This window comes from Comamonas sp. C11, assembly GCF_024496285.1.
GTDB classification, from domain to species: Bacteria; Pseudomonadota; Gammaproteobacteria; order Burkholderiales; family Burkholderiaceae_C; genus Comamonas; species Comamonas testosteroni_F.
In genome coordinates this window covers 1711617-1725006 of sequence record NZ_CP101743.1, presented here as the reverse complement: position 1 = coordinate 1725006, position 13390 = coordinate 1711617, and the positions used below count along the sequence as shown (strand labels likewise).

General features: G+C 61.3%; 11 protein-coding genes. 5 read left to right on the top strand and 6 right to left on the bottom strand.

Going from position 1 to position 13390, the window contains the following annotated elements; genetic code table 11:
- Nucleotides 1–3: 3 nt before the first annotated feature.
- Nucleotides 4–1734: an FAD-dependent oxidoreductase gene (locus tag NOX35_RS07840; RefSeq protein ID WP_256496295.1), complete on the bottom strand. Its 1731-nt coding sequence runs from the start codon at nt 1732–1734 to the stop codon at nt 4–6.
- Between the two features lie 103 nt (nt 1735–1837).
- Nucleotides 1838–3025: an acyl-CoA dehydrogenase family protein gene (locus NOX35_RS07835; RefSeq protein WP_182287129.1), complete on the bottom strand. Its 1188-nt coding sequence runs from the start codon at nt 3023–3025 to the stop codon at nt 1838–1840.
- A 288-nt stretch (nt 3026–3313) separates the two neighbouring features.
- Here NOX35_RS07835 and NOX35_RS07830 point away from each other — a divergent pair, with 288 nt between their 5' ends.
- The 5 genes from NOX35_RS07830 (at nt 3314) to tesG (ending at nt 8022) form a co-directional block, all read left to right on the top strand.
- Complete coding sequence (locus NOX35_RS07830; RefSeq protein ID WP_182286271.1) at nt 3314–4291, top strand: flavin reductase; 978 nt, start codon at nt 3314–3316, stop codon at nt 4289–4291.
- Between the two features lie 79 nt (nt 4292–4370).
- Nucleotides 4371–5210 (top strand): alpha/beta fold hydrolase, encoded by an 840-nt coding sequence (locus NOX35_RS07825; protein ID WP_182286270.1) that lies wholly within the window; start codon nt 4371–4373, stop codon nt 5208–5210.
- Between the two features lie 20 nt (nt 5211–5230).
- Nucleotides 5231–6025, top strand: coding sequence for a 2-hydroxyhexa-2,4-dienoate hydratase TesE (gene tesE, locus NOX35_RS07820; RefSeq protein ID WP_256496294.1), 795 nt, complete (start codon nt 5231–5233; stop codon nt 6023–6025).
- Between the two features lie 6 nt (nt 6026–6031).
- Nucleotides 6032–6955, top strand: coding sequence for an acetaldehyde dehydrogenase TesF (tesF, locus tag NOX35_RS07815; protein ID WP_182286268.1), 924 nt, complete (start codon nt 6032–6034; stop codon nt 6953–6955).
- Between the two features lie 14 nt (nt 6956–6969).
- The gene (tesG, locus tag NOX35_RS07810) at nt 6970–8022 is read left to right on the top strand and encodes a 4-hydroxy-2-oxovalerate aldolase TesG (protein ID WP_256496293.1); all 1053 of its coding nucleotides are present in this window, start codon (nt 6970–6972) and stop codon (nt 8020–8022) included.
- 176 nt (nt 8023–8198) lie between these two features.
- Here tesG and NOX35_RS07805 read toward each other — a convergent pair whose 3' ends face one another.
- The 4 genes from NOX35_RS07805 to NOX35_RS07790 form a co-directional block, all read right to left on the bottom strand.
- Nucleotides 8199–10298, bottom strand: coding sequence for a TonB-dependent siderophore receptor (locus tag NOX35_RS07805; protein ID WP_256496292.1), 2100 nt, complete (start codon nt 10296–10298; stop codon nt 8199–8201).
- 218 nt (nt 10299–10516) lie between these two features.
- Nucleotides 10517–10720 (bottom strand): hypothetical protein, encoded by a 204-nt coding sequence (locus NOX35_RS07800; RefSeq protein ID WP_256496291.1) that lies wholly within the window; start codon nt 10718–10720, stop codon nt 10517–10519.
- A 351-nt stretch (nt 10721–11071) separates the two neighbouring features.
- Entirely contained in the window at nt 11072–12010 is a 939-nt protein-coding gene (locus NOX35_RS07795) for an OB-fold domain-containing protein (RefSeq protein ID WP_256496290.1), read from the bottom strand.
- 4 nt (nt 12011–12014) lie between these two features.
- A complete protein-coding gene (locus NOX35_RS07790) occupies nt 12015–13229 on the bottom strand; it encodes a thiolase family protein (protein ID WP_256496289.1) in 1215 nt (404 codons plus the stop codon).
- Between the last annotated feature and the right edge of the window lie 161 nt (nt 13230–13390).

Below are 13390 nucleotides of genomic sequence, written 5' to 3'. Positions count from 1 at the left end.
TGATCAAACCGTCTTGCCCAGCAGATGCGGGTTCTCGAGGGGCAAGGGTTTGCCTAGCATGTCGGCCACGGCGCGGAAGGCAAATGTCATGGCCGGCCCCAGAGTGGAGCCTGCGCCGGCATAGGCTGGCCCCATGACGGAAGCGGAGTTGTTGCCCACGCAGTACAGCCCCTCGATGATCCGGCCTTGCGTATCGAGCACACGCCCCTCTCTATCGGTGAGCAGCCCCCCCTTGGTGCCGATCTCTCCGGGCCACAGGCGCATGGCGTAGAACGGACCTTTCTCGATGGGACCAAGGTTGGGATTCTTGAGACGCGGATCGCCGTAGTAACGGTCAAACACATTGCCGCCCCGGTCAAAGTCCAGGTCCTTGCCAGCTCTGGCGAATTCGGTCATGCGACGCGCACTGTCCTGCAGCCCAGCAGCGTCCACTCCAATCTGACGGGCCAGATCTTCCAGCGTCTCGCCCTTCCAGTAGACATTGTTCAGCCAGCTCTTGCGTACCTTGCTGTCCGGCACCGCCGAGCCAGGCATCAGCGGCCCCATGGGGTTCTGTGCCCGGAAGCTGGCGTCGAACACAATCCATGCGGGCACGCCGCCATTGCCCTTGGCATGTTCGGCCAGCATGGCCTGCTGGAATTCCGGATAAGGGCCGGACTCGTTGAGAAAGCGCTGCCCCCTGCTGTTGACAACCATGCACCCCGGCAGCGAGCGCTCCACGAAAATGCCGCGAAAGGCCGGCTCCTTGGGAACATCCATGGTGGGCACGCCCCAGGACCAGTCCATCAGCGCCAGCTGCGCACCCACGGCCTGACCGGCCCGGTGAGCATCACCGGTATTGCCTCCCACAGGGGTTGCCGTCCACTCTGCCTTGGTGGGCTTGTTCAGATACTGGTCACGCATCTCCTGATTGCGCTCAAAGCCACCCGCACCCAACAACACGCCACGTCTGGCGTTGATCTGCTGGCGCTGACCATTCCTTTCAACGATGACACCCGTCACACGACCCGATGCATCCTGCACCAGCTCCTTGAGCGGAGAGTTGCGCCACATCTCGACCCCGACCTTGTTGGCCGCAGTCAGCAGACCTGCCACAAGCGCCTGGCCGCCCGTCATGCGACGATCACGCTTGGTCTTGTTGCGCCAGGGGTAGTCCAGGAAGTACCTGAGCATGATGCCCAGGATGGTGAAGCGCGACTTCAACTCGCGCGAGAGCATGGAATGCGCCTCGAAGGCACTGATGCTCATGCGGCCGAACAACTGATTGCCGGGAGGGCCGGGGCGCATGGTTTCCAGTGCCGTCAGGCCCAGCCTGGCGGCATTGAAGTCAGCCGGATCCATGGTGCGGCCACCGGGCCTGGAACCTTCGATATGGGGGTAGTAATCCGCATACTTGGCCATGGCTCGATAAGGGATGCCGATCTGGCGCAGGTACTCGGCCATCTTGCTGGCGGTTTCCACATAGGCCAGCACTCGGTCATCCGTCACCATGCCGCGCACACAGCGCTTCATATAGCCAAATGCGGTTTCCAGATCGTCTTTGATGCCGGCGGTCTTCTGGTCGTAATTGAGCGGAATCCAGATGCCGCCGCCCGACAGGGCCGAAGTGCCGCCGAACAGCTCGGTCTTCTCCACCACCAGAGTCTTGAGGCCCTGCTCCTGCGCGCGAATGGCGCCCAGCATGGCCCCTGCCCCCGACCCCACGACGATCAGGTCATATTCTTGTTCTGCCATACCTTGTCTCCGTCAATCTTTGTTTTATGGATGGACTGTCGCAAATACACGCTGGCGGCAGCCTCCACTATGGGAGCGCTGCCGCAGCTTGGCCTGAATTCAATCAGACAAAGGGTTCCTGGTTGGGAATGCCCAGCACATGCGAGCCATAGGCGCGCACATAGGCATCCGTGTTGTTCGCAATGTGGGTGCGTCCCTGATGGATGTCGCGGAAGATGCGCTCGATGGGATTGTTCTTGAAAGTGCCGCTGGCTGCACAGGCACGCATCAGCTCATTGGCATGAAAGCCCGTCAGCTTGGGAACGTATGACGCCTGAGCACGCTGCAGCAGACGCTCTTCCAGCGTCAGCTGAATACCCGTCTTGGCCGCATCCACAATGCGTGCGTAATTGCGGAACAGCACCATCTTGAGCTGGTCCAGCGCAATCGTGGCTTCGGTCACGGCCGTCTGGGCGTTCACATCCTCGGCCATCCTGTTGCCATGCTTTCCAACGTGCGCCGTCGCGCGCTCGGTGAACGAAGCGATGGCACTTTCCAGCGCGCCCAGACAGGCGGTGGACACCGCACGCTGGAACACATGGGTAAAGGGGATGCGGAACAGCCAGCTGGTGTTCTCCGTGCGGCCGGGGCAGCCCACATCGCTGTGGTCGTTGGTGTACTGGATGCGATGTGCCGGGACAAACGCGTTTTCCACCACGATGTCATGACTGCCAGTGCCGCGCAGCCCCAGCACATCCCAGTTGTCCTCAATGCGATAGTCCGCCTTGGGCACCAGAAAAGTCACATGCTCCAGGCCAGGCGTACCATCACGCTTGGGCAGCAGACCGCCGAGAAACAGCCAGTCGCAATGCTTGGAGCCGGTGGAAAAACTCCAGCGACCGTTGAACCTGAAACCGCCTTCCACGGGCTCGGCCTTGCCGGTAGGCATATAGGTCGAGGCGATACGCACCCCGTTATCCTTGCCCCACACATCTTGCTGGGCCTGGTCGGGGAAAAGCGCCAGCTGCCAGGGGTGAACGCCGACCACCCCGTAAATCCAGGCCGTGGACATGCAGCCCTTGGCCAGTTCCATCTGAACGCTGTAGAACACACGGGGATCCATTTCATAGCCACCCCAGCGCTTGGGCTGCAGCACACGGAACAGACCCGCCTCAGCCATCTCCTGAACGGTTTCGTCGCTGATCTTTCCTTCGCGATCCGCCTGCTGCGCGCGTGCCGCCAGCCTGGGCGCCAGGGCCTTGGCACGCTCGATCACGGCCAGCGCATCAGGGGTGAGGTAGTTATCTGTCATTGTGTTCATTCAGGTCTCCAGTTGCCGCTCCACCGGACGGCTTGTGGTGTGGTGGGCAAGGCCTTTTCGCCTATGACAGAAATGCTCTCACCATGCAATTTTCCGTTCATCGTCCGATCAGACTAACGATGAATCTGGCGTTTCCGGACCTCCTCAAAGCCTGAGCCCGCACAGCAAAAACATTGAGCCTAGGACAAACACCAAGCCCTGTTTTGCGCTGCTAGTCCATGTGAAGGATTCATAAAAGCCCTGTTCGCAGCACTCTTGCACCAAGGAGACATTCACCCCATGCAAAGCACTGCAGCAACCTTCGACCCCAAAGACTTCCGCCGCGCCCTGGGCATGTTTGGCACCGGGGTCACCATCGTCACCACCCGTGCCGGGAATGGCGAGCCCGTAGGAATCACTGCCAACAGCTTCAACTCGGTTTCGCTGGAGCCTCCCATGGTCTTGTGGAGCCTGGCCAAGAACGCCCGCAGCCTGCCTGTATTCCAGAACGCCGACACCTGGAATGTGCACATCCTCTCCAACGAGCAAGAAGCCCTGTCAAACCGCTTTGCCCGTGCTGGCGAAGACAAGTTCTCCGGCCTGCCGCTGGACTCCGAGGAAGCACATGCCCCGCTGCTGCAGGACTGCAGCGCGCGCTTCAGGTGCAAGACCGCATTTCAGTACGACGGCGGCGACCACATCATCTTTGTGGGCGAGGTGACCGACTACGACGCCAACCCGCACCCCCCCCTTCTCTACGTGACCGGCGGTTACGCCCTGGCTTCACGCAAGGCCAACGCCGTGGCCAGCGAACCTGCAGCAGACACCAATACCGTCTACTCGGAAAACCTGATCGGATATTTGATGGGCCGCGCGCACTTTCAATTCCTGAGCGGCTTGCGCAAGCCCATGGCGGCTTACGGCATGACCGATGCCGATTTTTACGTGCTCTCGCTGCTGAGCATCCAGCAGCCCCAGTCGCCTGCCGAAATTGCATCTCACATGGCCTACACCGGCACCGACATCGGAGCCGTGGCCCTGCAGTCGCTGATCAGCAAAGGCTGGGTGGAGGAAAGCCGCGAGCGCGCCGAGTCGCTGCAGCTCACGCCCCTGGGCAACGAAGCCATCTTGCATGTACTGGCCGCAGCCAAGGCCGTGGAAACCGATCTGATAGCCAGTCTTGGCGAGATGGAAGCAGCCACGCTGCGCAATCTGCTCAAAAAGGCGATCGCCGCCACCGACCCCGGCCTGCCCAAGCTCTGGCAAGCCAGGGCTTGAAAAGCCTCGTCATCCAGGATTTCTCACCCGAAGGCCGGAGACAGCCTTCGTCTATCCACTCCAAGCATAAAGAACAGAGATGAACATTTTTTCCATCCCAGAAGGCAAATATGTGGACATCGGCAACGTGGCCGGCCATCCCCAGCGCGTGCACTACCACGAACAGGGATCGGGTGACCCCGTCATCTTCCTGCACGGCGCGGGCGCCGGCGCCAGCGGCTACAGCAACTTCAAGGGCAACTACCCCGAGTTTGCGACTGCGGGCTTCCGCTCCATCGTTCCCGACCTGCTCGGTTACGGCCTCTCGTCCAAGACCGAGGAGCCCAGGCAGTACGACATGGATTTCTTCATCGCCGGCGTCAAGGGACTGGTGGATCAGCTGGGTCTGAAGAACATCACCCTGCTGGGCAACTCGCTGGGTGGCGCCGTGGCGCTGGGCTATGCGCTCAAGTACCCCGAGGATGTCAAGAGCCTGATCCTCATGGCACCCGGTGGCGTGGAAGAGTTCGAAGCCTATATGACCATGCCCGGCATTGCCAATATGTTCAATGTCTACAAGTCGGGCAAGACGGGCCCAGAAGCCATGCGCGCCGTCATGAGCATGCAGGTGGTGGATCAGTCACTGCTGACGGACGAGATCATCAATGAGCGTGCGCCCATTGCCCTGACCCAGACCGAAGCCTCGCGCCAGCGTCTGTACATCCCCAATATGACAGAGCAACTGCCCGATCTGAAGTGCAATGTGCTGGGCTTCTGGGGCATGCAGGACGCCTTCAACCCCGTGGGCGGTGCCGACAAGCTGGCCAAGGGCATCAAGAACTGCCGCGTGGTGCTGGTCAACCAGTGCGGCCACTGGGTGCAGGTCGAGCATCGCGAGATGTTCAACCGTACCTGCATCGACTTCATGAAGAACGGTTGAAGCCACCGCGAGCGACAAATATGAGTGACAAGCAATTCATCGAACAGCAAGGCCAGCGCCTGTATGACGCGCTGCGCACCGCCAGGACGCTGGCACCGCTGACCGACAGCTTCCCGGAGATGACGGTGGAGGACGCCTATCACATCTCCCTGCACATGCTGCGCCTGCGCGAAGCATCGGGCGAGCGCGTGATCGGCAAGAAGATCGGCGTGACCTCCAAGCCCGTGCAGGACATGCTGAATGTGCACCAGCCCGACTTCGGCTTTCTGACCGACAGCATGGAGTATGAAGACGGCGCCGCCGTCTCGCTCAAGGCATCCGGCCTGATCCAGCCTCGCGCCGAAGGCGAAATTGCCTTCATGCTCAAGAAGGATCTGCAAGGCCCGGGTGTGACCAAGGAAGATGTGCTGGCCGCTACCGAATGGGTAGCACCCTGCTTCGAGATCGTCGATTCGCGCATCAAGGACTGGAAGATCAAGATCCAGGACACCGTGGCCGACAACGCATCCTGCGGCGTCTTCGTGATCGGCAAGCAGCACACAGACCCTGCTTCGCTGGACCTGGCCGCTGCCGCCATGCAGATGCGCAGGAACGGCCAACCCGCAGGCTCTGGCCTGGGCAGCGCCGTGCAAGGACATCCCGCCGAGGCGGTGGCCTGGCTGGCCAACACCCTGGGGGCGTTCGGCATTCCCTTCAAGGCAGGCGAGGTCATTCTCTCGGGCTCCCTCGCCCCCCTGGTACCCGCTGCTGCCGGCGACCGCTTCGAGATGGTCATCGCCGGCATGGGCAGCTGTTCCATTCAATTCACGGAGTAAGACACCATGACGCAAAAGAAAATCAAGTGTGCGCTGATCGGCCCCGGCAATATCGGTACCGATCTGCTCATGAAGTTGCAGCGATCGCCTCTGCTGGAGCCGGTGTGGATGGTCGGCATCGACCCTGAGTCCGACGGCCTCAAGCGCGCCCGCGAGATGGGCATCAAGACCACGGCCGAAGGTGTGGACGGCCTGCTGCCCTTTGTCAAGGAAGACGGCATACAGATTGCCTTTGACGCCACCAGCGCCTATGTCCACGCCGAAAACAGCCGCAAGCTCAACGAACTGGGCGTGCTGATGATCGACCTGACGCCTGCAGCGATCGGCCCCTACTGCGTGCCCAGCGTGAACCTGGCCGAGAAGGTGGCAGAAAAGGCCATGAATGTGAACATGGTCACCTGCGGCGGCCAGGCCACCATTCCCATGGTGGCGGCGGTTTCGCGCGTGCAGGCCGTGAGTTACGGCGAGATCGTGGCTACGGTATCGAGCCGCTCGGTCGGCCCTGGCACGCGCAAGAACATCGACGAATTCACCCGTACCACATCGGGTGCCGTGGAAAAAATCGGCGGCGCGCAAAAAGGCAAGGCCATCATCGTCATCAACCCCGCCGAGCCGCCGCTGATCATGCGCGACACCATCCACTGCCTGACGGTGGATACGCCCAAGCCTGCAGAGATCGAAGCCTCGGTGCACGCCATGATCAAGGAAGTGCAGAAATACGTGCCCGGCTACAAGCTGGTCAACGGCCCCGTGATCGACGGCAACCGCGTCTCCATCTATATGGAAGTCGAAGGCCTGGGCGACTACCTGCCCAAGTATGCGGGCAATCTGGACATCATGACTGCCGCTGCGGCTCGAACGGCCGAGATGTTTGCCGAAGAAATCCTTGCCGGCCGTTTCGAGCTGGCCGAAGCCGCTGTTGCTGTCTGATCCAGGAGAAGAACATGTCCCTCAAAGGTAAGAAGATCACCGTTCACGACATGACGCTGCGTGACGGCATGCACCCCAAGCGCCACCAGATGACGCTGGAACAGATGAAGTCCGTGGCCACGGGTCTGGACGCCGCCGGCGTGCCCCTGATTGAAGTGACCCATGGCGACGGCCTGGGCGGCAGCTCGGTCAACTATGGCTTTCCTGCACATACGGACGAGGAATACCTGTCCACCGTCATTCCGCTGATGAAGCAGGCCAGGGTCTCGGCCCTGCTGCTGCCCGGCATCGGCACTGTCGATCACCTGAAGATGGCCAACGAGCTGGGCGTCTCCACCATCCGCGTGGCCACGCATTGCACCGAGGCCGATGTCTCCGAGCAGCACATCGCCATGGCCCGCAAGATGGGCATGGACACCGTGGGCTTTCTCATGATGGCGCATATGAACAGCGCCGAAGGTCTGGTCAAGCAGGCCAAGCTGATGGAAGGCTATGGCGCCAACTGCATCTACATCACGGACTCGGCCGGCTTTATGCTGCCGGACGACGTGAAAGAGCGCCTGTCCGCCGTGCGCCAGGCCCTCAGGCCCGAAACCGAACTGGGTTTCCATGGCCACCACAACCTGGCCATGGGCATCGCCAACTCTCTGGCTGCAGTGGAGGTCGGTGCCAACCGCATCGACGCTGCGGCTGCCGGCCTGGGCGCCGGTGCGGGCAACACGCCTATGGAAGTGCTGGTAGCCGTGTGCGCGCGCATGGGGATTGAAACCGGCGTGGACGTGTTCAAGATCCAGGACGTGGCCGAAGACCTGGTCGTGCCGCTGATGGACTTTCCCATCCGCATCGACCGCGACGCGCTGACCCTGGGCTACGCAGGCGTCTATGGCAGCTTCCTGCTGTTTGCCAAGCGTGCCGAAGCCAAGTACGGCATCCCCGCGCGCGAGCTGCTGCTGGAGCTGGGCCGCCGCGGCATGGTGGGCGGCCAGGAAGACATGATCGAAGACACGGCACTGACCATGGTGCGCGAGCGCCAGAAGCGGGCACAGAAGGTGGCCGTGGCAGCCTGAGCCTGACTTCACATTCTCTTTGCCACTTTGATCGGGTTCAGCGGCTGCTTGGGGCGGCCGTTGAACCTTTTTTTGCGACAGCGTCCTGAGTGCCAGGCCTCTATCCATCCAGCCCATCGCCCCTGGCTGCGGCTCTGGCCCAGGCCAGCCGGCCCGGGCCTTATGGCACACCTTTTCTAGAAGCGATAGCGCGCCACCACCTGGGCCGAGCGCGGTGCGCCCGGCAGGTTGAGGTTGGGCGAGCTGCCATGACCGGCCACGATGTAGCGACGATTCAGCAGATTGTTGAGCTTGAGCTGCACATCCCAGGGGCCCATGCGGTAGTAGGCCATGGCATCCACCGTGGTGTAGCCTGGCAAGGTCACGGTATTGCCGGGATTGGCGAACCTGGCTCCGACATAGTTCAGCCCCCCGCCCAGGCCGAAGCCGTGGCCCAGCGCCTTGGTCACCCAGAGGTTGGCGCTTTGCCTGGGGGTCAGCGTGGGGCGTTTTCCCTGGACCGGCTGGCCGGCATCGACGGCAGGCGATGTGGTCATCTCGCCATCGAGGAATGCATAGCCGGCCCAGACCTGCCAGCTCGGAGCAATCTCTGCGGCAAAAGTCAGCTCCAGTCCGTTGGTGCGCTGCACGCCCAGAGGCACCACGGTGTTGCTTGTGGGATCGACGCTCTTGATATTGGTGCGCTCGAGCTTGAACAGCGAGGCCGTGACCGAAGCCTTGCCGTCCGGCAGATCCCATTTGACGCCGACTTCCTCGCTGGTCGTTTTCTCCGGTGCCAGTTGCGCATTGTTTGCTGCCAGCGCAAAGGTTTCGCCCGAGGGTTGGAAGGACTTGCTCCACGATGCATAGTAGGACCATGCCGACGAGGGCTGATAGACCAGCCCGACGCGCGGACTCCAGGCCGTGTCCGTACGGCCCAGATCCGGCTTGCCAGGCTGACGCTCATGCGTTTCCTGCTGGAAGCGGTCGTAGCGCACACCAGTCAGCGCTTTCCACTGAGGACTGATGGTGACCAGATCCTGCAGGTAGGCGCTGGCCACCTTGAAGACGCTGTGATTGTCCGCCGCAGGTTTGCCGTCGATGCGCAGCGGCAAAGTCGGCAGCACCGGATTGAACAGCGAGACCGTTGCCACATTGGCTCGGCTGTATGACAGCAGATCCTTGCTCTGTCTGCCGAATTCAACGCCATACAGCAATTGGTGCTTCATCCCTGCAAGCTCAAGCTTCTGGGTCAGCTCGGTCTGGTTGAAAAAGCCGCTCTCATCACGCTGGACATTGCCCCGGGTCAGCGACGCCGTCATGGCTTTTTCATTGACCGAGCCCACGAGCGTGTTGTCTCTATCCAGCGAATAATCGTAGTAACGCAAGGCATTGCGCAAGGACAGGCTCTCGCTGATACGGTGATTCAGCGTCGCCCCCAGCGATGCCACTTCGGCACGGCTGACATCCACGTCCCTGGCATTGGCCGCGCCGTAATAGGTGCCGGGCGACACATTGACAGGCCGGCCCTGGTACGCGGGGATACCGAAGTCCGTCAGGCGACTGTCCTTCAGATAGTCGGCCTGCAGCAGCACGCGGGTGTCCGAGCTGGGCTTGATCAGCACCGATGCCGCAAGCGCCTTGCGATCGAGAAGCTGCTGGTCGCGGTAGCTGTCGGCGCGCTCGATGGCGCCGGTCAGGCGATAGGAGACCGGACTGTCCTGCGGCGCACGCGCCAGGTCGAACTCGCCGCGGCGCTGGTTCCAGCGTCCCAGAGTCAATCCCACTTCGCTGAGATTGACGCCGGGCTTCTTGGTGATGCGGTTGATCAGGCCGCCCGACGAGCCACGTCCGTACAACACCGATGCCGGGCCCTTGAGCACTTCTATCTGCTCGATATTGGATAGATCGCGGAAATACAGCGCGTCATCGCGCAGGCCGTCCACGAACTGGTCGGCAATGGCCGAGAAGCCGCGAATGGTGACCTGATCGCGCTGACCGTCACCATGAGAAAAGCCCACTCCAGGCACAGCCTTGAGAGCATCCTGCATGGATTGCGCGGCCTGGTCGCGCAGCAGGCTCTGCGGCACCACATTCACGGTCTGAGGAATATCACGCAGCGGGGCCTCGATCTTGGTTGCGCTCGTTGCCGTGGGTGGGTTGTAGCTCGAATCAGGCTGGCGATCGCTGCGAACCTGTACTTCGTCCAGCACCACCTCTGAAGCTTGCTGCGCCCATGCTGCGCCGGAAAAAGCCAGCCCCAATGCCGCTGCCAGCGGCGAATACCTCAATGCCATGAATGCCTCGTTATACGGAGTTTTAATTCGGCTTGGCGGGTATCTTCCGAAGCTGTGACTACGGCATCAATTGGCTACAACCTGTGTGCTGTGCAAAAGCGTGCGCATCATAGTCGAGAATCAGTCTCATTTACCTGTACTTTACAGTACAGAAATCACCCAGAGATCAAAGTCGAGTAACGAACAAGGATCCGCAGGATTCAAAGGTCTGGCGAGACTCAATAGCCCGATGCAAAGACCGCGCTCCAGGAGACCTGGGCGCTGGCCAGCACGATGCCGGCGGGCAGCTTGAGCGCAGAATCAGCCTGCGCCGCCACCGCGGCACCCTGCGGCAGATTCATGGCAGGCAGGTACAACGCCAGTGCCGCAGCAGCCAGCGACACTGTGCGAAGTGCATTCATCCAGCGAAAAGAGGTTTTCATGCGTGTCTCCTGTGCAGGCTCTATGGCCTTTCTGGTTTGCAGTATGGCCAGCACGGAAAACGCAACATCGTCCATTTTGATGAGCAGGTATTTACTTAGGTGGCAACCCCAGATCGACGCCCTCGGTGGCGCCATCGCATGGCTTGGGCTGCTGGTACGTACAAGCTTCACAATTTGATAGCTGTCAGCGCTTATCACGTATAGGTAAAAAGCCAGTTTTTCTGATATTTTTTACTGCCACAGAGCAAGCAACCCATCTGTGGATGGCCGCAAAAAAAGGGCTTTGCCTGCGCAAAGCCCCAACCCTTGAAGAAACTGAAACACCCGCCCTCAAAGGGCGGGCTGTGGCGATCACATGTAGAGAATCACCAGGTCGTTGATGACAGACGGACGGTCCTGACCGACCACGTGGATGTTGAGCTCCATCGTCGCCTGCACGCCGCTCTTGACCTGCTCCACGGCCTTGATGCGGGCCCGCGCACGGATCTTGCAGCCGGAGGGCACGGGGGTCGGGAAGCGCAGGCGGTCCGAGCCATAGTTGACCATGTTGTTGAAGTCCACCACCTCGTAGTCCAGCGGAATCCTGAGCTGGCTGGCCAGCACCTGAACCAGGGCCCCATGGGCGATGGTGGTACCGAACGGGCTTTTCTCACGTGCCTGCACGGGATCGGTGTGAATCCAGTAGTCATCGCCCGAGAGGCTGGCGAACTCGTTGATGACTTCCTGGCTCACGGTGAACTCGTTGGACCAGGGGCTGTACTCCTCGGACACCAGCGACTTCATGGCCTCGATGTCCTTGACGGAGATCTTGCGCCTGGCCGCGCCAGCCTGCTCCACCACGGCAACCTCGGCCTCGGCGTCTGCCTTGATGACGCTCGGATGGCTGCCCCCATGGGCGGTAAAGCGCAGCAGGGTGACCTCGCCGGGGCGTTCGTCAAACACGGGACGCACCTCCATGCCCACCTTCAGCGCCTCGGGAGCCACGCCGACCATGGTGGTGTTGATGCGCACGCCTTCACGGAGTTCGACCACGGCCAGGGCCTGGGGCATCTCGTCCGTGAACTCGGGCATGGTGGGAATGCGCGCGATGGTGAAGCTGTAGAGCGTACCCTCGCCCGACACCTTGCTCCACTTCAGGGAGCGCGATCCGCAAGTGGGGCAATGGGTACGCGGGAAAAACAGCGAATGTCCGCGATCGCATTGCTGGATGCGCACTTCGTGGGCCTTGAGACCTTCCCAGTACGGCGCAGAAATTTCCGTGGGATGGGGCAGAGGTTTGTTCCAAGCCATGTTCTTATGCTCCCCGCAGGATCAAGGCGCCCTGCTCGCTCATCACGCCACCGGTGCCGGACACATAGGCCAGATCATTGCGACCCAGCTGCCTGTCGCCGGCACGCCCCTGAATCTGGTGCACCGCTTCGATCACCTGGGACATGCCGCCCGCCGTGCCGGACTGGCCAAAGCTCAGCTGGCCGCCATGGGTGTTCATGGGGAAGTTTCCCTTGAAGGTGAAGTCGTTGTTGCGCAGAAAGTCCATGCCCTTGCCCTTCTCGCAAAAGCCCGCGTCCTCCAGTGTCAGCATCACGGTGATCGTGTAGCAGTCATAAATCTGCGCCATATGCATGTCGGAAGGGCGCATGCCCGCCATTTCGAAAGCCTTGGCAGAGGCCGGACCGATGGGGGTCTGGAGCATGTCGGCCATATAGGTGGGCGACTTGCTGCTCACATGCTCGCCGCAGCCGACGATGCTGACTGGGCGGTGCCTGGTGGTTCTGGCGCGGTCGGCACGGGTGACGATCATGGCGCCGCCGCCTGCAGCCGGCAGCACGATTTCCAGCACATGCAAAGGGTCGGCCACCATGCGCGAGTTCAGCACGTCATCCACCGTGATGGGCTGACCGTAGAACATGGCATCGGGGTTGTGACAGGCATTGAAGCGCTGGTCCACGCTGATGCGTGCCAGAGCGGCTGCGTCGTAGCCATGGACCGCGCCATAGCGCTGGGCGATCATGGCATAGCCGGTGTTCTGTGCCATGTGACCATAGGGCAGGTCCATCTCGGCCTCGGGAGCTCCGAAGCGGGTGCTGTGGCCGCCGAAGCGGCTGGCCTTCATGACCTCCTTGATGTGGTCGTCATGTTCGGAGATCGGTGCCATGCGCGACGGCAGAACGCAGACCACGGTGTTGCACAGCCCCAGCTCGATCGCGGCCGCCGCACGCCAGACCATGGCCACGGAGCTGGCCCCTCCGAGGTCGACCACTTCGGCAAAGTTCAGGCGCACGCCCAGGTACTCGCCTGCCATGGCCGGCACAAAGCAGCTGGCTTCATGAAAGTGCGGGGCGCTGGTGATCAGACCGTCCACTTCGGACAGCTCCATGCCGGCGTCCTCCAGAGCCTTCAGCGTCAGGTCGGCCACCTGTTCCAGATGGAACATGCGCGGCGCCGTTGCGTACTTCTGCGGCTTGTACTGCGCGACGCCAACCAGCGCCGCTTTTCCTTGCAAACCCATATGTCTCCCTTACCAAGAAAGTGTGCATTCATTGTGTAAATGAAGCAGACCGAATCCATCGTCTGTAGAGACTAAAAAGCCGGCCCCGTACATACCCCTAATTCTCCGGGCAAACGTCCATTCGGACGATGTTGCTGAAGCTCCAAATCAAGAACCTGCAC